Origin of the sequence: Sneathiella litorea (assembly GCF_009882915.1) — a bacterium.
GTDB lineage: Bacteria > Pseudomonadota > Alphaproteobacteria > Sneathiellales > Sneathiellaceae > Sneathiella > Sneathiella litorea.
This window is the reverse complement of sequence record NZ_WTUW01000001.1, coordinates 889,680-911,961: the sequence shown is the minus strand read 5'-3', so window position 1 is coordinate 911,961 and position 22,282 is coordinate 889,680. Positions and strand designations below refer to the sequence as shown.

At 56.5% G+C, this 22,282-nt stretch carries 15 protein-coding genes and 1 riboswitch; of the genes, 5 read left to right on the top strand and 10 right to left on the bottom strand.

Features of this window, described 5'->3' with window-relative positions:
* Window positions 1-6: 6 nt before the first annotated feature.
* Window positions 7-1,218 carry an MFS transporter gene (locus GQE98_RS04340; protein WP_202526075.1) on the bottom strand — a complete coding sequence of 404 codons (1,212 nt, stop codon included), beginning with the start codon at window positions 1,216-1,218 and terminating at the stop codon, window positions 7-9.
* Between the two features lie 172 nt (window positions 1,219-1,390).
* Window positions 1,391-1,490: riboswitch (TPP riboswitch) on the top strand.
* A 50-nt stretch (window positions 1,491-1,540) separates the two neighbouring features.
* On the opposite strand from GQE98_RS04340, the gene thiM reads away from it, so the two are divergent.
* The 4 genes from thiM to GQE98_RS04320 all read left to right on the top strand — a co-directional run bounded on the left by thiM (window position 1,541) and on the right by GQE98_RS04320 (window position 4,728).
* The gene (gene thiM, locus GQE98_RS04335) at window positions 1,541-2,278 is read left to right on the top strand and encodes a hydroxyethylthiazole kinase (RefSeq protein WP_161314403.1); all 738 of its coding nucleotides are present in this window, start codon (window positions 1,541-1,543) and stop codon (window positions 2,276-2,278) included.
* Entirely contained in the window at window positions 2,275-3,363 is a 1,089-nt protein-coding gene (locus tag GQE98_RS04330; RefSeq protein WP_161314402.1) for a TRAP transporter substrate-binding protein, read from the top strand. Before thiM ends, GQE98_RS04330 begins: the two co-directional genes overlap by 4 nt.
* 229 nt (window positions 3,364-3,592) lie before the next feature.
* Window positions 3,593-3,850, top strand: a complete 258-nt coding sequence (locus tag GQE98_RS04325; protein ID WP_161314401.1) for a GlsB/YeaQ/YmgE family stress response membrane protein — start codon at window positions 3,593-3,595, stop codon at window positions 3,848-3,850.
* 35 nt (window positions 3,851-3,885) lie between these two features.
* Window positions 3,886-4,728 carry an alpha/beta hydrolase gene (locus GQE98_RS04320; protein ID WP_161314400.1) on the top strand — a complete coding sequence of 281 codons (843 nt, stop codon included), beginning with the start codon at window positions 3,886-3,888 and terminating at the stop codon, window positions 4,726-4,728.
* On the opposite strand, the gene GQE98_RS04315 is transcribed toward GQE98_RS04320, so the two are convergent.
* The 7 genes from GQE98_RS04315 to GQE98_RS04285 form a co-directional block, all read right to left on the bottom strand.
* Window positions 4,718-10,903: a type I polyketide synthase gene (locus GQE98_RS04315; RefSeq protein WP_161314399.1), complete on the bottom strand. Its 6,186-nt coding sequence runs from the start codon at window positions 10,901-10,903 to the stop codon at window positions 4,718-4,720. The two genes, GQE98_RS04320 and GQE98_RS04315, sit on opposite strands and share 11 nt — an antisense overlap.
* Before the next feature lie 72 nt (window positions 10,904-10,975).
* Window positions 10,976-15,484, bottom strand: coding sequence for a MupA/Atu3671 family FMN-dependent luciferase-like monooxygenase (locus GQE98_RS04310; RefSeq protein ID WP_161314398.1), 4,509 nt, complete (start codon window positions 15,482-15,484; stop codon window positions 10,976-10,978).
* Between the two features lie 122 nt (window positions 15,485-15,606).
* Window positions 15,607-16,242 (bottom strand): glutathione S-transferase family protein, encoded by a 636-nt coding sequence (locus tag GQE98_RS04305; protein ID WP_161314397.1) that lies wholly within the window; start codon window positions 16,240-16,242, stop codon window positions 15,607-15,609.
* Between the two features lie 17 nt (window positions 16,243-16,259).
* Window positions 16,260-17,954, bottom strand: a complete 1,695-nt coding sequence (locus GQE98_RS04300) for a thiamine pyrophosphate-binding protein (RefSeq protein WP_161314396.1) — start codon at window positions 17,952-17,954, stop codon at window positions 16,260-16,262.
* 99 nt (window positions 17,955-18,053) lie between these two features.
* On the bottom strand, window positions 18,054-18,848 hold the full coding sequence (locus GQE98_RS04295; protein WP_161314802.1) for an iron chelate uptake ABC transporter family permease subunit: 795 nt from the start codon (window positions 18,846-18,848) through the stop codon (window positions 18,054-18,056).
* Window positions 18,841-19,647, bottom strand: a complete 807-nt coding sequence (locus tag GQE98_RS04290; RefSeq protein WP_161314395.1) for an ATP-binding cassette domain-containing protein — start codon at window positions 19,645-19,647, stop codon at window positions 18,841-18,843. Before GQE98_RS04290 ends, GQE98_RS04295 begins: the two co-directional genes overlap by 8 nt.
* A gap of 3 nt (window positions 19,648-19,650) precedes the next feature.
* Entirely contained in the window at window positions 19,651-20,115 is a 465-nt protein-coding gene (locus GQE98_RS04285) for a Fur family transcriptional regulator (RefSeq protein WP_161314394.1), read from the bottom strand.
* A gap of 90 nt (window positions 20,116-20,205) precedes the next feature.
* Between GQE98_RS04285 and GQE98_RS04280 the strand changes: the two genes are divergently transcribed.
* Window positions 20,206-21,159 (top strand): zinc ABC transporter substrate-binding protein, encoded by a 954-nt coding sequence (locus GQE98_RS04280; RefSeq protein ID WP_161314393.1) that lies wholly within the window; start codon window positions 20,206-20,208, stop codon window positions 21,157-21,159.
* A 2-nt stretch (window positions 21,160-21,161) separates the two neighbouring features.
* Here GQE98_RS04280 and GQE98_RS18375 read toward each other — a convergent pair whose 3' ends face one another.
* Both GQE98_RS18375 and GQE98_RS04270 read right to left on the bottom strand, forming a co-directional pair.
* Window positions 21,162-21,506, bottom strand: coding sequence for a TraR/DksA C4-type zinc finger protein (locus GQE98_RS18375; protein ID WP_161314392.1), 345 nt, complete (start codon window positions 21,504-21,506; stop codon window positions 21,162-21,164).
* A gap of 102 nt (window positions 21,507-21,608) precedes the next feature.
* Entirely contained in the window at window positions 21,609-22,175 is a 567-nt protein-coding gene (locus tag GQE98_RS04270) for a TMEM165/GDT1 family protein (protein ID WP_161314391.1), read from the bottom strand.
* Window positions 22,176-22,282 lie beyond the last annotated feature (107 nt).

Below are 22,282 nucleotides of genomic sequence, written 5' to 3'. Positions count from 1 at the left end.
TCGCGTCTATTCCGCCGGACTGACTGTCGGCTGGATGGGATGGCGTACCCGGCCAGGCAGCACCAGCGCTGCGAGGGATATCAGTGCAGCGACAATGGCAACAACAGCAATCACACCGGAAAATCCGGCGCCAGATTCCAGTATATAGCGCGCGGCAAGGAGCGACAGCGCGCCAATCACCAGATTTAGCAACAGTTTGACCGACATGACCTTCGCCCGCCAGGCATCCGGCACATAACGCGATATGACGGTATCGGTAATCGGGATCTGGCCAAAAACGAAAGCCATGGCGATCAAAGTGGTAAAGAACAGCGCATAATTCATCTGCGTTGCCATGATCCCGATCAGGATCGGTTGCGCCAACGCGATGATGAGAAGTACCGGCTTGATCCTGTATTTATCAATCAAACGACCGACCACAAGCTGTGCAAAGGCGGCAATTGCGTAAACAAGTGCCGCCAGCAGCCCTGTTGTGGCAATGTTAGAGGTCACATCCGGCAGGCTAACCTCAAACATCCGGGGAATAACAAACGTCATGGTGCCAAACACGAACCCGCCTGCGGAAGTGACCAGCGCAATGGCGATCAGGGCCCGTTGCCACCCCGGCATGAACCCGACCATATCCTTTTCCCCCGCGGGAAAGGCAGGTGGCCTTGCCCCGCCCCGCCGGGCAAAGAAGTAGAAGCCGATGCCGGTCAAAACCGCGATAATGCCCGGCAGGATAAAAGCAAGCTGCCAGTTATAGTCGGCAAGAATAAAGCCAGTAATCAGGGGTGCCGCGGCAACGCCCATATTGCCCCAGACACCATTAATGCCGATACGCCAGCCAATGCGGCCGCCACCCTGAACGACCATGGCAAGCCCAACTGGATGATAAATCGAGGCAAACAGTCCGATCGCCGCCAGACCCATGGCGATCTGGAGGGGTGATTGCGCGAAACTGGTGGCAATTGCGGCGAAACCAATCCCGATAAAAAACACCGTTATCATGGCAACGCGATTCCATTTGTCCGCAATAAAGGCGGCAAGCGGCGCCCCGGCGCCAAATAGGATGAGGGAGGGAATACCGTAGGGCAGCATTTCCGCATAGGCACCATCTTCGGCAAGGCCAAAGTACAGCCCGGCACTAAACGCGGCTTTCGCGAAAATCAGCATGAACAGATGGTCAATAAAGTGACCAAAGTTAAGAAAAGTAAATCGCATCTGCTGCTGGGTCACGAGACTTGTCCTGCTTCTTGGGCGAAACCGGCCGAGCGGAATCCGCACTTTATTGTTATTTTAATTTATCATAAAGGAAAGCCGCCTGTCACAATAGATTTTCTACCTACTCGTGTCAGGAGAACCTGGCTCATTTTCACGTTGCAATGCCACCGAAAACTCCTAGAATAGTTGCTGCTCATCGGGGTGCCATAAGTGGCTGAGAAGCATTAGCTGACCCGCAGAACCTGATCCGGTTAGAACCGGCGGAGGGAATTGAGGCCGGAACATCTTCAAAAATGTATGTCGCGCCCCTCCCCGTCAATGAATGGAAGGAAGAAACATGCGCGATAACCAGGCGGAACAGCTATTAGGCGCGATTAACGCGCAACGTCCCGCCGTTCACTGCCTCACCAATACTGTTGTGCAGGCGCTGACAGCCAATATGTTGCTTGCTGTTGGCGCGGTTCCATCCATGTCCTCGGATATAAAGGAAGTTGCGGATTTCACGGCGAGTGCCAAAGCGTTGATTATCAATCTCGGCACCCTCGACTGGTCGCGGATACAGGCGATTGAGGCCGCCATCGCGACCGCCCGAGAGAAAAATATTCCCTGGATTCTTGATCCTGTTCTGATCGACCGAGCCCCACAACGCCTTGCCTACGCCAAGGAACTGATCAATCACAGGCCTGCCCTGATCCGGGGAAATAAGGGGGAAATTGCCGCCCTCTCTCCAGAAACTGGCGATCTTGCCAGAAAAACCGGTGCCGTAATCGCCGTGACCGGAGTGACGGACCTGATCACCGACGGGCGGAATGAAATTACTTTATCCGGCGGTCACGAGATGATGAGCCGGGTGACCGGGGTCGGATGCGCCGGAACGGCGCTACTGGGGGCCTATCTCGCGGTGGCCCCCTTAGAAAACCGCCTTGATGCCGTTACTGCTGGTCTTTCCCTGTTGAAAAGTGCCGGGGAGAAAGCCGCGCGCCTGTCAAACGGGCCAGGGACCTTTGCCGCGTCTCTGCTTGATGAAATATTTCAAATATGCCAATCCAACCTTCAGGAAAGGAAGGAAAAATGACGAAACCATCTCTCTCCCGCCGGAAATTCCTCGCCACCTCGGGCCTTGGTGCCGCGGGTGTGGGGCTTCTCCCGACGCCAGCGATCGCCAGCGGGGCTAGGCAATGGAAGATGGTCACTTCCTGGCCGAAAGGCGCGCCGGGGGTGGGCGTTACTGCCCAACGCCTCGCGGACCGTATCACCACCATGAGCGGTGGGAAGCTCACGGTTAAGCTTTATGCCGCCGGGGAGCTGGTTCCGGCGCTTGAAGTTTTTGGCGCAGTCGGCGGCGGCACGGCGGAACTTGGGCATACGGCCTCCTTCTTCTGGCAGGGTAAGGCGAAGGCGAGTGTCTTTTTCACCACCATTCCCTTTGGGCTGACGGCATTGGAGCATATGGCCTGGATCAACCAGGGCGGCGGACAGGAACTTTGGGACAGGCTCTATCAACCCTTTGATATCAAACCCTTTATGGCCGGAAACACAGGCATACAAATGGGGGGCTGGTTCAAGAAGGAAGTCAGGTCACTGGACGATTTACGGGGTATCAAGATCCGGAGTGCCGGTCTCGGCGGTGATTTGTTCGAAGAACTGGGCGCGACTTCCGTTCTGCTCGCGCCCGGGGATATTTTCCCGGGATTACAGAATGGCCTTATCGATGCCGCTGAATTTCTCGGGCCCTGGAGCGACCGGGCTTTTGGCTTTTACAAGACCGCTCCCTACTACTACTGGCCGTCCTTCAACAAACCGAACGGGACCGCGGAATGTCTCGTCAACCGCACGGCCTTTGAAGAACTGAGCGATGACCTGAAAGCTGTTGTTGCGAACGCCTGCCAGTCTGAGAATGCCATTGGGCTTTCCGAATCCGATTGGGAGAATGCCCGCGCTCTCGAAGATCTGGTAAGCAACAAGAATGTACAGGTTCGCGAGTTCCCGAAAGACATGCTCCATCGTGCCAAGGCCCTGACCCCGGACCTTCTGGATAAGTTCGTGGCAGGTGATGCAATGGCTGAGGAAATCCTGACATCCTATCGCACGGCCCTGTCCTTATCAGAAAGCTGGTCACGGGTTAGTCGTCAGGCCTTTCTTGCCGCGCGTGATCAATAGCCCGAAAACGCAACCACAATGGTATAATAATTCCGAAATAATGACGCTTTAGATACCACTATGGTATCATTTATGTTTGCCGGATCATGTTCTCACCACCATAATGGACATTGTCCGGAGACTGGACGGCCCGCGTTTGGACCGTCCGCCGGATTTCATTCTTGACAGTATCCCCCGACTAGCGCCCTAATTGAAATAGAGCACAATACAATGATAGGAGTGATGCATTATGGGATTAGAAAGTCTTCTTATCTTTTTGTTGGTCGGTGCTGTGGCGGGCTGGCTGGCCGGATTGATTATAAAAGGCTTTGGGTTCGGATTGATCGGTAATATTGTGGTTGGCATTATCGGTGCCTTTGTTGCCGGATTTATCCTGCCTGCTCTAGGGATTAATATAGGTGGCGGCATTCTTGGGGCGATTATCCACGCTACAATTGGCGCGGTTTTATTGCTATTTGTCATCAAGTTTTTCAAATCACGAGCGTAGGGTTGCCTGCAGTCGGGAAATAGTTGAAGTCTGCCATGTCCCTCCAAAACAGTTTCTTCATTGCCGGCGTCCTGATTGCCCTGACAGTTGCTCTCGGGTTTTTCGGGATGCATTTATTTTATGGCAAGATCTACCGATTTAACCAGGGGATGGAGCAGCCGGGCGATTTCGAGCTTGATGGCGTCCGCGACGTGACGCTCACCTCCGAGGATGGATCGGAAATTGCCGCCTGGATCAAGCCGCCCCTCGAAGGGGCCCCCGTCATTCTTTATTTCATGGGAAATTTTACATCTATCGGCCCGTCGATCAATCGCTTAAAACCCTTTCTGGATAAGGGCTTTGGTGTGGCCGCTCTCGTTTATCGCGGTTCGAGTGGCAAAGGCGGCACCCCATCGGAAGAGGCTTTTGCCGCCGATGCCCGTGCTCTCTATGACCAGCTGGATAAGGTTATGGAGCGTGAAATACCGGAAAATCGACGCCTAGTTCATGGCTATAGCCTGGGCAGCGGAATTGCCGCACGGCTGGCGGCGGAACGGCCCGTAGCGGCACTGACGCTCGAGGCGTCCTTTGCCCGGTTCTGCGATTATTTTACGGATCGGTACTACGGGTTGCCCTTCTGTCGCCTTATGACGAGGGAGCGGTATGATTCTATTGAGAGAATAGCACAGATTAACACCCCGCTTCTCATGCTGCACGGGGAGCAGGACGACGCCATTCGAATTCCATCCGCACAGCGGTTATTCGATGCGGCGACCGAGCCAAAAATGTTTCAAATCTACCCGGATGGAACACATACCAATCTTACCGATCAGGGATTGGTCGAGGATAGCCTCGCCTTTTACCGGGCACATCTTCCCGGTGCCCGGATCAGCGATTAAGTAAAAGCTCGTTCAGGATATTTCCGATCTCGCTGATCGTAGGATCGATCATCATGTTGAAGTGATCACAGTCAAAGATCATCACCTCAATATTCCCGGACGTGTATTTGTCCCACCCCAGTTGAGGCCCTGCCCGCAGGAAGTCGAGACTGGCTTGGCTCCCCTTGAAAAGCAGGATGTCATCAGGATAGTCTTGGGGCCGATAGCGATGCTCTGCTGCAAGATAGGCACGCGTCATCCGCTGACCGACGAGTTCATCCGGAATTTTCTCTCCTTTTGCAAGGAGGTCGGCAATCTGCGCCATTTCATTTCCGGCGGCACGGCTTTGCCATTTTCGGATTGGCCATTTCAGGGCAAAACTCAGGCTCCAATGGCGCGCTGTCCAGATCTTTTCAAGAAAACTGAGCGGTTGCGGGTCAATGTCCGGCGCCAGTGTATCGAAGAAAATCAGCTGTCCCACCTTATGCCCCGCTGCCCGGAGTTGCTGCGCCATCTCAAACGCAATCACACCGCCCCCGGAATAGCCGGCGAGGTTATAGGGCCCTTCTGGTTGGTTCTTGAGCACGGCTGCCACATAGCAGCTCGCCATTTCCTCAATGGTTTCGTGTATTTCCGTTTCGCCATCCGAGCCAAGCGCCCGAAGCGCATAAAAAGGTATTTTCGCGTCAATATAGCCCGACAGGGACCGGAAATTGAGCACATTGCCGCCCGCGCCATGAACAAGATAGAGCGGCTTGACATCCGGCGCTCCTTTCTTGATTCGTACGAGCGGTGACCAGCTATCATCGGCCGCGGACGGGGCTGTGGTGTCGGACATGGCCGTCACGTCAACATCAATATTACCCTTGGAAATCACAACTTCCGAGAGCGACCGCAATGTCGGGGCCTGGAATAACGTGGCCAGCGGCAGATCAGTGTCATATTCCTTGCGAATCTTGGCAAACAACCGAACTGCCGCCAGTGAATGTCCGCCCAGATCGAAGAAGTCGGCATCCGGCTCGGCCTGCTCAACCCCGAGGAGATCAGACCAGAAACCGGCGATTTTCTCTTCGACAGAATTGGCGTAAACGGTATCATTCTCGGAATGATCCTTTCGCTGTCCCTCAACCGTTTTACGCCGCTGTGCGCCGATGCGCGCCATTTCGCGTGAAATATCCGCCATTGAGGTCGGTGAAACAACAACCTCACGCGCATCAGAATTAAGTATCCGGCTGAAAACCGCCGGCGCATCGGCGGCCGAGATACCCTGCGCTATCATGATATCAACAAGCTGATCCGGTGCATTGGTCGCATCGAAGCTGGTGCCTTCAATACGGCTGAGCGCGAAACCCTCCAAAATCAGGAGTGGTGCGCCTTTATCATCGGAGAAAATGACATCGAAGCTCGCAAACCGCCCCGGCGTCTCAGCAACCAGCCGTGCGCGCGCAACAAACCGCGGTGTAAGAGGCCCCAGAATACGGATCCGATCAACAGACATGGGCGCATAGAATGCACCTTCACTGCCGACATCGGATAACAGGTTCAGGCCAATGGTTGCCGCCGTATCAGTTAGTCCCGGATGAGCGGCATATTGATCAAGATCCGCCAAATACGTCTCCGGTAGGGCGAAATCCGCTTCTACAATCTGCGATCCAACGCGAATCTCCCCGACATTGTCCCAGCGCGGTCCGAAATCAAGCAGCTCGCCTTGCGAATCCCGACCGCTGTTATCGGAAATGCTCAAAGTACCCGCGGACATCAATCCGGCAGGTACCTTGCGGTCAGTCAACCGCTTAAGGATAAGGTTCGCACGGCAATGCTCGGTCAACTGTGCTTCGCTTGAGATCCTGCTTTGCACCTGGAATTCATAGCCCCGCTCATTCGGGGTCATGGTGACAACAACCTGCGCCCGGACCCCCTCTGGAAAGATCATCGGGCTTAGCAGGGAGAGAGTCGTAAGTTCCCACTTACGCCCTTTCGCGGCCTGTTCCATGGCCGCGCGGGCAATCTCAATATAGGCCGTACCCGGCAAGACCGGTACGCCGCCAACCACATGCTCGGCGAGAACCCAAAGCTCTGCTGGATCATAAAAGGAGGTAAAGGATATGACGCCATTCTTCTCCGTCACAATCGGGCCGAGCAATGGATGGGCACCGCCTGCGCTTTCCTCCTGACTGCGATAGGCGCGCGCCGCCATGCCGATATCCCGCCATACACCCCAGGAAATAGCAAGCCCATCACTTCGCGAAGCGGCGAGGCTTTCCAGGTAGCTGTTCGCCGCCACATAATCGACCTGTCCCGGAGGGGCAGTAATGACAGAAGTGGAGGAGAAGACCGCAAAAAAATCAAGATCGCCATCGGGGAGCAACGCAGAAAGATTGGCCCCGCCCACTACTTTCGGCGCCAGAACATGATGTGTATCTTCAAGGCTCTTACCCAGCATCGGCGCATCATCCATGATGCCCGCGCCGTGAAAAACGCCGTCAAGGCCGCCAAACTCCGCAACGACTGTCTCAATCGCCGCGCTCAATGCCTGCCTGTCGGCAACATCAGCCGCCAGAAACAAGACCTTTCCGCCGGCAGCTTCAATGGCCAGCGCCGCTTTCAGGGCCACCGCTTCTCGCGAGGCCGGGGCGCTCTCGATCACTTTCTCCCATTCACGTCGCATTGGCAGGGGGGTTCGACCAACCAGGGCGACATGTGCATTCGCTTGCAATGCAAGATAGCGCGCAAGCTCAAGCCCGATCCCACCTGCGCCACCCGTAATCAGATACCGCCCGCCGTCCTTCAGTCGCCGCGGTAAAGTGGACGTAGCATCCACCGTTAACGGGTCAAGCTGTTGCGCGTAGCGTTGATGACCGCGAAATGCAATGCAGTCGTCCGCAGTTGCGCCGCTCTGCTCATCAAGGATCGCCCGTGCTGCCCAGACTGGATCTTCCATGGTTTCCAGATCAATATACTGGGCGCTCAGGCCCGGAATTTCTCGCGGTGCCACCCGGACAGGGCCAATCAGGGTGCCAAGCGCGGGATGCAGAACCGGCTCTCCCGCAACAGAGAAACCACCGCTTCCAATAAAGGTGAGGCGCAGATCCTCGGCCGGATCCGCAGACTGAAGGGCCCGGGCGAGACAGAAACCGCTGTCAAACAGCCCTTCCTGACCCTCTGCTGCGGCCGCCATTGGCCAGCCATGAAGAATATATGTCGGCATTTCGGAAAGGTCCGACAGCAGCGCTTCATAATCCTCGGGCTTATCGGGAGCCAGACGATAGCCGTCGCCGTCCTTGCTGAAATGATCCCCGGGGCGCACGATGGTTACCGTCTCACGCCGTTCGGAAAGTGCCGTAACCAGGGCGTCCGAGACGGGATCACCGCCATGGAAAAGCAGCCAGTGGCCGCCATGACCTGTCTCGGCGGGCGGGATCGGCGCGAATTTCCATTTTTTCGTGACGAACCAGTCATCGGGGTTGTCCCGTCGGGTGAGGTGAATGGCGTTCGCGCCCTCCGCCTCTTCTGCCTCCGCCATGCGTCCTGTTCCCGGCTCAATCCAGTGCCGGTCGCGGGCAAAGGCATAAGTCGGAAGGGAAACACGACGACCGCCTGGACCCGGCAGGTTTTCCCAGTCAAGGGTGCCCCCCGCAGCCCAAATCTGCCCTGCAGCCAGTAGGGCGCGGGCCATGTCTTCATCGACCTCTTTTGGGGGCCGACCAGATGAAATGATAGCGCTCGGCTCATTCTGTCCCCGACACATCTCCGCGAGCGGCCCCAGCGTCTGGCCCGGCCCCACTTCGAGCAGGATCAGGTTCGGTTTTAAGAGAACAGTTTCCACTGCGTCAGCAAAGCGAACGGTATGACGGAGATGATTGACCCAGTAATCAATGGTTGAGAAGTCCCCATTTCCCGGCCAGTCACCACGCAAGGAGGAGACGAAGGGAATGTCCGGATCAGTCAGTTGAATTCCCTGAATCCCTTTGCGGAAATTATCCAGTTGATCATCAAGGATACGGCTATGGGCAGCGACATTGATGCGGACCCGCGTCGCTTCATATTCCGTTCCCTTGAGCTCACTCTCCAGCGCGTCTATTTTTGCTATTTCGCCCGATACCACGCAGAGATCCGGCGCATTCAAGGCCGCAATATCAAGGCTGTCACCGATCAGTTCAGACACCTTTTCACGCGGCGCCGGTATAATACTCATCGCGCCCGCGTCCGCCGCATCCATCACCTTGCCGCGCCAGACAACGATTTTAAGCGCATCCGCGACCGACATCACCTTGGAGATCACCGCAGCCGCATACTCGCCCGCACTATGACCAAGAACCGTAGCCGGTTCCACACCCCAGCTCCTGAACATCATCGCATAGGCATATTCCAGGACGAACAGTGCCGGGATAGCGTAGCCTGACATCTCCATTTTGCCGCGCGCATCCGCATCATCGAGGGTTTTCTCAAACATAACACTGCGTAAGTCGGCGGGCGCATCGGTTGGCATTTGTGTGAAACATTCATCAACTGCCGCCCGGAAGGCATCAGAACTTGCCAGCAGCCCCGCGCCAGCGCCTGGATATTGCGCGCCGCCCCCCGGAAACATGAAGACGACTTCTGCTTTTCCTGTTCCGGCGCTCCCCTCCGTAACATGATGCGGCAGATCATTCCAAAGCGCCCCGGCAAGGCCATCCTTATCCTTCGCAACCAGGACCCGGCGTTCAGAAAACTCGCGGCGCCCATGACGAAGCGTATAGGCGGTGTCAGCCAAATCCGGCATCTCCGGCGATGCGACGAACTCCCGCCATTTCTCCTGCAGGCCATCAAGTGCCTTTTTATTGCGCGCCGAGAAAGGGAACAACCGCCAGCCCTCTACAGACTGTGTCTCAGCCCGGAGAGGCGCCTCCTCAATGATGGCGTGGGCGTTGGTGCCTCCGACCCCAAGGGAGTTGATCGCCGCACGACGCGGGGTGGCGCCGCGTTGCCAGGGTTTCGTCTCGGACACCACATAAAACGGGCTGTTCGCAATATCGAAGCGGCTGTTCGGAGTCTTGTAATTCAGCGATGCGGGTAATGTCTCATGGCGCAGGGCCTCTACTACCTTGATCAGGCTGGTGGTGCCCGCCGCCGTATCCAGATGGCCGATATTACTCTTGACCGAACCAATCCCGCAAAAACCAACGCCCCCGTCGCCATAGACCTGTGAAAGGCCCGCAAGCTCGATCGGGTCGCCGACCGGCGTGCCCGTCCCGTGGGCCTCAACATAGCTGACGGATTCTGCCGGGATATTGGCAATGGCAAGGGCTTCGGCCGCGGCCTCCGCCTGACCATCAACGCTGGGCGCGAGATAGCCTGCCTTCTGCGCGCCGTCGTTGTTCACTGCCGAACCGATCAGCACGGCCTTGATATCATCACCATCGGCGAGCGCATCCTCTAGCCGACGCAAGACGACAAGCGCCGCGCCGGAACCGAAAACCGTTCCCTCGCTATCGTTATCGAACGGGCGGCAAAGCCCGTCGGGCGACTGGATTTCCCCCTCGACGAATTTATAGCCATGGCGATGCGGCAACTCGACCGTCACGCCACCGGCAATCGCCATGTCACATTCCATGGAGAGGAGGCTGGCCGCCGCCTGATGCACCGCAACAAGGGAGGTGGAGCAAGCCGTCTGGACTGCCACGGAGGGACCCTGCAAATTTAGGAGATACGACAGGCGGGTGGTCAGAAAATCCTTGTCATTCCCGGTATGCCGGAGCAGAAACAGCCCAATTTCCTCTACCAAATCCGGGTTAGTGAGCAGATTAAACGGCAGATAGGCCTGCATGCCGGACCCCGCGAAAACGCCGACCCGGCCCTCGAAACTTTCCGGCATATGGCCCGCATCCTCCAACGCCTCCCACGCGCATTCGAGAAAATGACGATGCTGCGGATCAAGGATCGATGCTTCACGTGGGGAAAAGCCAAAAAAGCCGGCATCGAAGCATTCCATATCCGGGAGAAAGTTGGCAGCGCGTACATAATTGGGGTCGGCAAGCTCCCTCGGGCTCACGCCGTTGGAGAGCATTTCCTCATCCGAGAACCAGTGGGTTCCGATGCGCTCACTGGCAAGCAGGTTCCATAGCTGCGCAACATTGCGCGCGGACGGAAACCGTCCAGCCATGCCGACAATAGCAATCTTTTCAGAAGCCTGAATTCCCTCAATGCTGTCTGTCATCTTCCCACTCATTTCCACCGTATGCGGCGGTATTGATTATTGTGGCAGGCTTAAACCCTGCCAAAAACCCTGTTACTGTACAGTCGTCCCGATTCTTTGCGTCATCCGGGCGCGCCGTGCCGCCGCGCGCTGTGCACCGCGCATGGCCGCCGTTGACTCTCCTTCAACCTTCCCGCCACCGTCAAGATGACGGGCCAGCGCTTGTATGGTCGAGAAACGGAACATGTCGGTGATGGCAACTTCCCTGTCGAACAGCTCCTTGAGCCGCCGCTGTACCTGCACCACCAGCAGGGAATGCCCGCCAAGATCAAAGAAATTATCTGTCACGCCAACTTCGGCAATGCCCAGCGCCTCGCACCAGATTTTTGCAATCGCCGCTTCCGTATCGCTCTGCGCCTTTTCGGTGGAAACGTTGGCCTGGGCCTGCGGCTTCGGCAATGCCTTGCGGTCAACCTTTCCGTTCGGGGTCTGCGGCATGACGTCCAGCACAATTACCTGCGAAGGGGTCATGAATTCCGGCAGTAAGGCGCCCAACTTCTTGCGAACCTCCTGCGGATCGATCTTATGTCCTGGTGCGGTTGTCGCGAAGGCAACAAGGCGCTTATCGCTATCGCCTGTCTCGAATACCGTCACGGCGGCATCCTTAACTTCATCCAGCGAACCGAGTTTCGCCTCAATCTCGCCAAGCTCGATCCGATGGCCACGCACCTTGACCTGATTGTCCATGCGGCCATGGAACTCAAGGCGGCCGTCCGGCAAATGACGAACCAGGTCACCAGTCCGGTAGTACCGACCTTCGTCGGTATCGAGGAAGCGTTCCGCCGTCAGTTCCTCCCGCTTCCAGTAGCCATCGGCAACGCCATCGCCGCCGATCCAGAGTTCCCCGGCCACACCACTTGGCAGCGCCTGGCCGAATTCATTACGTACAGAATAGATCGTGTTGGCGATTGCTTCACCGAGCGGGATGGTTTCGCCTACTGTCTCCAGTTTTGCGACCGACGACCAGACCGCCGTTTCCGTCGTGCCATACATATTGAGCAGCGTCCCCTTTAAATGGGAGCGCAGGTTCCGGGCAAGATCCGGCGGGAATCCTTCACCGCCAACCATCATCACCTCCAGCTTGCCAAGCGCCGTCCTGCCCGCCTGCTCCGCCACCAGGAAGGACGCCATTGACGGGGTACATTGGAAATGGGTGATATCATGCTCGATAATCTGTTCCGCGACCGACGCCTGGCGGGCGACACCGCCTTCGGCCAGCAAGTTGTTCTTCAAATCGTTGATATAGGTCAGATGCTTCAGCACCAGATCCGTATCGACACCGAAATCGATCAGGCAGGCAATCTCGTCAACGCCCATGCGGGCAATCTCACGGACCAGTTCCTGACAGCTTTCGGGCGTCCCGAACAGGCCGCTCGTCTGGTAATAGCGCTCAAACGCATGATCCAGGAGGGCATCTGTCTCTTCCTCGGTAAGCTCTTGTTTTTCGAAGACTTCCTGCGGCGTCACTCCCGTTGCGTCCGCCTTCTGCTTGAAAGTCGGGGAGCTCCAGGAGGCGCGTCGCAATAGATCGACCGAGCTTTTCAGATAGCCCTTCATTGGCCCGCGCACCGTTTCGCGCACCTGATCCTCATCCTCGCCCACAAAGGTATGCAGCATGAGGGAGACCTTGCCGTTCCCCGGATGCCCTGCCTCGCGCCAGGCCATGCGGTAGGCACGGATTTTCTCGGCCACATCCTCGAATTTCTGCCCCAGAAGATGGGTCAGCACATAACAGCCCTTCGTCGCCGCTGCGGCAAAGGTTTCCGGATTACCCGCCGCCGTCAGCCAGAGCGGGATATCCCCATTCACCGGGTGCGGCAGGGTGGAAACCTCAATCTCCTCGCCCTTGTGGTTCGGCAATTTAACGCTTTCACCGCGCCAGAGGGAACGCAGCGTGTCGATGCCATCCAGCATCACATCCTTGCGGTTCTCGAAATTCTCCGGTTGCAGCACGAAGTCGTTGGGTTGCCAGCCGCTGGCAATCGCGATCCCGGCACGCCCGCCGGAGATATTATCGACCAGCGCCCAGTCTTCCGCCACCCGGATCGGATTATGGAGCGGCAACACGCAGGAGCCAGCGCGGATATCGACATTCTTTGTCATTGACGCGACAGCGGCGGAACTGACTGCCGGGTTGGGATAGAGGCCACCAAAGGCATGAAAATGTCGTTCCGGCGTCCAGATCGCCTCAAAGCCGTTGTCATCCGCGAATTTCGCACCCTGCAACAGGAGACGATAGGCCTCCGGCCCGCTTCCCGCCGCTTCCGAGGCAAAGTAGAACAGGCTGAAACCTGGCACCGCCGTCGAGGCGGCGCCATCCGTCTGCAGCACAATGGTAAAGCCACGTGCCAGCGTCCAGAAAATCTCCAACACAGAAATATCGAAGGAAACTGATGTAATCGCGAGGAGCCGGACCTCCCCGTCATGGGGGACTGTCAGGTCAGTGCCAGTAAAGAAATTGACAATGTTCTGATGAGTCAGCATCACGCCTTTCGGCGTACCCGTCGAACCCGAGGTATACATCATATAGGCAAGCTCGGAGGGCGTCCCGGTGGGAGCAATGAAATCACTGCCTTTCGCATCCGGGTACACGATCTTCGCCGGATCGAGGCGGAACTTGAACTCCGTTGACGGGCTGGCGACAATCAGCGGCGCGTTGCTGTCCTCAATCATGAAGGCGACCCGTTCTGCCGGGTAGGACGGATCGAGCGGCAGATAGGCCGCGCCGGTTTTCAGGATTGCCAGCAATGAGACGATTAAATCGGTCGATCGTTCCAGACAAAGGCCGACAATCTTGCCTTGCCCGGCACCACGCGCAATCAGCGCCGCCGCAAGGGCGTCCGTGCGCCGATCAAGCTCGGCATAGGTCAGCACATCTGCATTTGCCTTAAGTGCAATGGCATCTGGTGTTTTCTGGACCTGTTCCTTGATCACCTCATGAATACGCTTGTCGCGCGGATAGTCCACGCCCATCGCGTCCATACCGGCCTGTTTCTGGTCCGGATCGGTCAGCGGCAGGTTTTTCAGTGCGGTGTCTTGTTGGGTAACAAAAGCATTCAGGAAGAATGCGAGATCGCGCCCCATGGCGGCATGCATGTCGCGCGCGTAAAGCCCGGTGCGGGCGATCAATCTTGGGTTCGACCCCAATGCCAACACCAGTTGGCGATCCCCCAGAAGGTCGGCATCATCGCCATCACGCGCCGTAACGGCAACATTCAGCGCCCGCAAGGCGACGTCGCGCGCGGCAGAATCTGGCAGGCGTGCGAGCAGATCAATGCTGCGCGGTCCCGCGGCTTCTCCCTCTGCCCGGATCTTTGCACAGGTCGCGATAAGATCGCGAACGCAGGTCTCTGCGTCTACGGCCAAGGTCACAAGCTGGTTCTCTGCGATGAGCGGATGGGATTCCCCCACCGCATCCGCCGCGCAGGAAACTGTTGTCGCCCCGGTCAAAAGCGAATGCCAGGCAAGAAAAGCGGTGGTCGCGTCTTCAAGGCTGATGGGTTGAGTTAGCGCAACTGGTACGGCAACCGCGCCGGATGCCGTATCCCGGTTGGCCGGATAAGGGGATTGTAGTGGTTGCGCCGAAATTAGAGACTGTTGCCAGTAAAGCTCGGCATTCGCGATTTCGGTCAGGGCATCATCGGATAGCGGCGAGAGCGCCGGTACCTGCGATCCTGCCTGAAGGCCGACGGCATTTGGATGGCGCGGCTCCCCGGCCAGGCAACGAAAGGCGGAAAGCTTGACGTTATGATCTAAAGCCGCAATCGTGACACTGTCATCGTCAATGGCAACAACCTGCCCCGGCACAGCAGAGGCGGGCCCGTCCTGAATGACGAGGGTGCCGACAAGCGAAACAGCTTTCCCTGTCCAGAGCTTTGCCGCGCCAAGCGGGTTGGCGTAGGTCCCGAAATCCAGTGCGCGGACCAGCCGGTCCAGTTCCGCAGCAGTTTTGGTAAAATCAAGGGCGCCAAGCTGTGCTGGGCGCTTATCAGCATCATAGCGGGTCTTTTCACCGGTCTGTTCCGCAGGGCGATTGGTGCCAGCCTTAAGTTCACCGACCAGCTCCACAAAAGAGGCAAGCCCGGCCTCATAGCATTTCGCATTGAGGCTCATGGAGGTTTCGCCCGGCGCAATCTCGACGGGACGCATTTTCAGGATACGGCCTTCATCCGGCGTCGCCAACATTTCATGCCAGGTTACGGCATGAGAGGTTTCCCCGTTCATCAACGCCCAGGACGTAACATTGATACCAGAATATTTAGGCAGCGGCCCATCGAAGAAATTGACCGCGAGCTGGCGCGGGCGAACCGGCAAATGCTGCGGAAAAATTGTCAGATTGACAACGCTGAACAGATAGTCAAAGGAAAGATCGCTCAGCCCCGCTTCATCCACGGCACCGAAAAGCAGCAAGCCTTCGGCCTCAGCCCATGCGCGAACACGGGGTTCCCTGCTTAAGATCGCTGTAATTTCACCGCCAGCGCGCCGGAACTCCTCTGCACATTGAACAAGAAGTGTTCCCTCACCAATGAATATCCCGTTCATATTTCAAAAAAGGTCCTTCGCCTTCATATTTTTATAGGTTAATTGAACTCCTTGAACTCACCATAAAAATAACCTGTTTAATAACCCTTAACGGTCGAAATTAAATCCTCATATTCTTGTCGTTAATCTGGCAGGGGAATATCCGACACATAATGCGGGAGATGATAGCCCTTCTGAACCGCAGGACGACCCGCAATGCGGTTGTACCATTCCTTTACATTCAAGTATTGATTGAGATCAATTGTTTGCCACTCAAATCTTGAAATCCACGGCCAGATCGCGATATCCGCAATGCTGTATTCTCCCGCCACATAGTCACGCTCGGCAAGGGCGGCATCCAGTACACCATATAGCCGTTTCGCTTCATTGAGGTAACGTTCCTCCGCGTAAGGAGCCTTGCCCGCATTATATCGGACGAAATGATGCACCTGGCCAAACATCGGGCCAACACCGCCCATCTGCCACATCAGCCACTCCATCATCTGCCAGTATCCGGCCTCATCCGAAGGGACAAGCTTACCGCCCGCCTTCTTTGAGAGATAAAGCATGATGGCACCGGATTCCATCATCCGGATGCCCGTATCATGATCAACAATGGCCGGAATGCGGCCGTTCGGGGAAATCTCCAGAAACTCAGGTGTTTTCTGATCCCCTGCGGTAATATCAATAGGCTTTACCTGATACGGCAATCCCAATTCCTCCAGCAGGATAGAAACTTTCCGTCCGTTGGGTGTGCCCCAAGTATAAAGATCAATCATATTCTTCTTTCCATTTCTTATTGTTGGGATTCCGACGCCTGTCCCTGCGATCGTGCGGCCGAGAGGCTTTGTTCCGGCGTCAATGCTTCCGGATCGACAATCAGTTCAATGACAGCGGCCGTACCGGACGCCTCGGCAGCTGCAAATACCGCTGCGAAATCTTCTGTCCTGGTGACCTTTTCCCCAAAGGCCCCATAAGCCCGGGCAAGCGCCGCAAAATCGGGGTTCGCAAGTCCGGTTGCATGAACACGGGAAGGATAGGTTCGCTCCTGATGCATGCGGATGGTGCCCAGCATACCATTATTTACGATAATAAACATCACCGGCGCGTTGAACTGCATGGCCGTTGCAAGCTCCTGCCCCAGCATCATGAAACAGCCGTCCCCGTTAAAGCTAACCACGGTGCGTTCCGGCTCTGTGAGTTTTGCGCTGATCGCGGCGGGAACACTATACCCCATCGCGCCACTGGTCGGGGCAAGCTGGGTGCGGTATTTCTTATGCTGGAAAAAGCGATGGGCCCAGACGGCATAATTCCCCGCTCCGGCAGTAATAATGGCATCCTCGGGCAGGGTTTCATTCAGATACGCAACGATTTTGCCAAGATTGACCGGTCCCGGCACCTCGGTCGGCTTGATCCGCGCAAGATAATCGGCGTGGGCAGATTTCACCCAGTCCTGCCGCCCCGCAGTTTTCGAAGGCGCCATGGCGCTTGCCGCTGCCGCAAATTCCGGCATGCGGGCATTGATGGCCAGATCCGGCAGGTAAACACGGCCAAGTTCCCCCACCCCCGGATGCACGTGAACCAGCGTCATCGCCGGATTCGGAACCTCGATAAGGGTATAGCCCTGCGTTGTCATCTCCCCCAACCGCGGACCAACGACGAGCAGCAGATCGCTGTCCTTTATCCGCGCGGCAAGCTTGGGGTTGAGGCCAATACCGACATCGCCTGCATAGTTGGGATGACGGTTATCGAAGCAATCCTGCGAACGGAGCGATGCCCCGACCGGAATGCCATGGTTCTCGGCGAAGGTCTCGATATCCCTGACCGCCGTGGCATTCCAGGTTGCGCCGCCGACAATCATGAAAGGCCGCTCCGCCGTCGCGAGCTTTTCTTCCAGCACCGTCATATCCGCCGCCGCGGGCGCGATGCTCGGCGTTTTTGCCGGGTGCGCGATATCCGCCACCTCCACCATATCGGTCAGCATATCTTCGGGAAGCGCCAGCACGACCGGACCCGGCCGCCCCGACATAGCCGTATGAAACGCGCGGCTGATATATTCCGGGATTCGGCGGGCGTCATCGATTTCGGCAACCCATTTCGACATCTCGCCAAAGACACGACGATAGTCCATCTCCTGAAAAGCCTCCCGATCTATATCGGTGCGCCCGACCTGACCAACGAACAGGATCATCGGCGTGCTGTCCTGAAAAGCGGTATGCAGCCCGATCGACGCATTGGTCGCGCCGGGCCCCCGCGTTACCATGCAGATGCCGGGCCGCCCGGTCAGTTTGCCATAGGCTTCCGCCATATTGGCCGCGCCGCCTTCATGGCGCGTATTGATCATGCGAATACTGTTGGCGTGATTGTAAAGCCCGTCGATCAGGTCGAGATAACTCTCGCCCGGTACACAGAAAACTGTGTCCGCCCCCTGGATCGCGAGTTGATCGGCGAGGATTTGTCCGCCCGTCCTGGCTTTTGTCGACCCTGTCATTCCCGTCCCTTGATTATCCTGTTAGCTGGATGCGTGATCCTAACAGATTGTCCGGGCAAGCCAATGACAAGATTTAGCTTTTTATCGTTCTGCGGGAAATTAGGTCCGTCTGCGCGCTACCGCAAAGATAGAGAGGAGCGCAAACATGATCGCCGCGGCCGTAACGATGCTTGGACCCGATGGCGTATCGAACTCTATAGAACCGGAAATTCCGGCCACTACCGCGATAAGCCCAAGGATCGCCGCCCAGATCGCCATATTCTCAGGTGAGGAGACAAGCTGCCGTGCTGTCGCCGCCGGAATGATCAGCATTGAGGTAATCAGCAGGATACCGACAATGCGGATGGAGACCGCTACCACGATTGTCATCAGCAGCATCAGAAGGATATTTGCCCAGACCGTATTCACTCCTTCTGCACGCGCCAGATCTTCATGCAGGGTCATCAGGGTGAGCGAGGACCAGTTCATGACCAGCAAACCGATCACGAAAAGGCCACCGCCGTAGATCCAGTATAGATCACTGATCCGGACGGTCAGGATATCACCGAACAGGTAACTGTAGAGATCGAAGCTGACATTGTTCAAGAAACTCAAGGCCACCATCCCGATGGAGAGCGCCGCATGGGCAAGAATGCCGAGCAGGGTATCCGTCGCCAGCACCCGGCGCTGCTGCAACCAGACAAGAAGAAGCGCGAAAAGGGAGCAGATAATCACGGTGCCAAGGTTGATATTGATGCCGTAGAGCAGGCCAAGGGCGATGCCAAGCAGTGCGCTATGGGCAAGCGAATCCCCGAAATAGGCCATCCGCCGCCAGACCACGAAACATCCAAGTGGACCGGCAATCAGCGCAACACCAATGCCCGCGGCCAGCGCCCGCAGGATAAAATCATCCATCATGCGACTCTCCCACACGGGGGTGATCATGACGATGGTCCTGGGCATCCCCGTGATCGTGAAAATGACCCTCCTCCTCATGATCGTGAGTATGGTCATGATCATGACTGTGGTTATAGACCGCCATCAGCCGGGCCATGTCGTTACCGAACAGGCTTATGAATTCCGGATCCCGTGTAACCATATTTGGCTCTCCATGACAGCAGATATGATGAAAGAGGCAGACCACTTCCCGCGTGCTCGACATCACCAGATGCAAATCATGGGACACCATCAGGATGCTGACATCCCGTTCGGCATAGATTTTCTCTATCAGCTTGTAAAAGGCGAGTTGCCCCGTCACATCGAGATTCTGCGCGGGCTCATCCAGCACCAGAATGTCCGGATCATCCAGCAGCGCCCGCGCCAGCAGGACACGCTGCAGTTCCCCGCCGGACAATACATGAATCGGTTGTTGCAGAATTTCCTCAATCCCGGTTTCCTGAGCCACCTTCTGCAGGACCGCTTTCGGCGCCTTCTTGCGCAGGGTCAGAAACCGCCGCACACTGATCGGCACGGTATGATCCGCCACCAGTCGCTGCGGCACATAGCCGATTTTAAGGCCAGCCCGGCGCACCACCTCCCCTTCGGAAGGGGCATAAAATCCCATCATGCATTTCAGCAGCATGGACTTTCCCGCCCCGTTGGGACCGATGATGGTAATGAAATCCTTCTCGCCAATGCTAAGCGAGACATCCTCAAGGATGGTTTTCCCGTCGCGGATTACACTGACCCGGCGGGAGGCGAGCAACTCTGTCATGTATTAATGAACCCCGCGGCAATCACTGCATTCACCGGTAATTTCCAGCGTGACATGCTCAGCGAGAAACTCATTCCGCCGACTTGTTTTCGAGATCAAATCGGTGATGTCCGGGTTACAGCATTCCTTCGCCTCCCCGCAGTCAGAGCAGATAAGGAAGTAGCATTCGCGATGCTTGAGCGGATGGCCGCAGCCAACAAACGCATTCAGGCTGTTGATCTTGTGCACCAGGCCATTCTCGGTAAGGAATTCCAGCGCGCGATAGACCGTCGGTGGCTTGATCGCCGCAATCCGGTGATCCAGCTTGTCAAGAATGTCATAGGCCTTGATCGGGCCATGGCTTTCCCAGACCAGCTCCAGCACCTTGCGACGAAGGTCGGTAAACCGCAGGTCCCGCGCGTCACAAATTTCCTCTGCCCGCTGGAGTGCCTCGGCTATACAGTCGCTGTGGGTTGTGCAATTATGCATCTCGATTTTCCAAAAATGCCGACTATGAACTTATGTTATAATATAACATTTATACGTCTTCGCAACCCGAAACTTGAAATACTAAGCCATATGACACGTTTTCTTCTCCGACTGGTTATCCTTTTTCTTATACCAACCAGCGCATTTGCCAGCGATTCAGATGCCGTTGTTGTAACCATCAAGCCGCTGCATTCCTTGGTCCAGGGTGTCATGGGCGAAACGGGAGACGCGACGCTTCTCATCACCGGCATTGCGTCACCGCACGGGCTCTCCCTCAAGCCGTCACAGGTAAGCCGCCTACAGGATGCTAAAGTCGTTTTCTATATAGATGACGCGTTTGAAAGTTTCCTTAAAACCGCGCTGGCGTCATTGCCTGAAAAAGTGCGGAAAGTTTCCCTCTCGCACGCAGAGGGAGTTGAACTGCTGGAACGGCGTGAGGGCGGCACCTGGGAGGAGGACATTCACGGGCATGAGCACGGCCATAGCCACGCGCATGACGATAACGACGATCACGGTACTGAAGCAGATAACCTCCATCTCTGGCTCGACCCGAAAAATGCAATTCATATAACCCGCAGCGTCGCGGCGGAACTTGGCCGCCTCTATCCAGAGAACCAGGAAATCTATAACAAGAACGCAAAAAAGCAAATTAGCCGGATCAATGCACTCGATGCGGAGTTACGCGTCAGGCTCGCCTCGCTCGCGGGTCGCCCATATATTGTGCTACATGACGCCTTCCCCTATTTTGAGCGACATTACAATGTGCTGGCCGTGGGCTCCCTCACGTTGGAGCCTGATGCCCCAGCTAGCGCCAAGCGGCTGAAAGACATTCGGGCGAAAATACAGGAATCCGGCGCTACCTGCATTTTCAAGGAGCCGCAGTTCGATGACCGGCTCTTGCAAACCGCCGCAGAGGGAATGCCGGTTAGGCTTGGTATCCTCGATCCGATCGGCGCAGAACTGGAGCCCGGCGCGGATCTCTATTTTGATCTGATGGAGGCTCTCGCGACCGGTTTGCGCGACTGCCTGACGGCCCACTCCTGAGCCTATGAAACCCCGAGGATCCGGTCGCTTCTTTCCCGTGCGCAATTGATGCAAAGGGTCGTATAGGCCAGGGCCTTGAGTCTTGCCGCGTTAATCTGCTCCCCGCAGGAGGAACAGGTTTCATAGTTCCCCGCCTCGATCCGTTCCAACGCCGCCTTGATCATTTCGATTTCATGGATAATGGTTTCTTCCATACGCTCATCAACCTCGTCACCCTCGCGCTCGATGGCCTGCTCCCCGAAGGAGGCGCTATGGGTGCCACGAAGGCGCTGCTCAATGGCTTCCAGCCGCTTTATCTCCCCGCCCAGCTTGTCCCGTAATTGCTTTTCGGTTGCTTTGATATCCACCGCTCGCCCTCCTGATAGACGTTGTATGCTCAAAAACTAATGCTCGCGAACGATAGGGGCATTGATATGGATCAAGGCGGCGGGTAAACAACCGTACCCGTTTTACTGAGCAGAACCAGCCCAAAGGGTATAGATACCGGTTGCAATAAAGACGACGGCGGCGAAAATCCGCGCCGCACGAAAGGGGATATACCGCATCAGGGCCGCGCCCAAAAATACTACTGGAACATTGGCAAGCAGCATACCGACAGTCGTACCAAGGGTAACGATCACCGGCAGGCCGAAATGCGCACCGAGCAGAACCGTTGCTATCTGCGTTTTGTCGCCGATTTCAGCGAGGAAGAACAAAATGGTCGAGACCAGGAACGCGCCATAGCCGTCCCAGCGCGATGTTGGCGTATCTTCCTTGTCCGGGATCAGAAGCCACAGGCCCACAGCAATAAAACTGCCGCTGATAATCCAGCGCCCGGCCTCGCTTTGAAGAAACTGCCCGAGCCATGCCCCGGCCCCTGCCGATGCCGCATGGTTGGCCAGCGTAGCAACGCAAATGCCTGCAATAATGCTCCAGGGTTTGTTGAACCGGGCTATAAGAATGAGCGAGAGAAGCTGGGTTTTGTCGCCAATTTCTGCAAGGGCGACCGTAAAAACAGAGGTAAGAAACGCATCCATAATGTTCTTCCAGCGGGACAATAAACCAAAGACAAACAGCGACCTCTTGCGGATGAGTCAGCATTTGTCTTAGGTCTTGTCGACATTGCACTTCTGATCAATGTGAA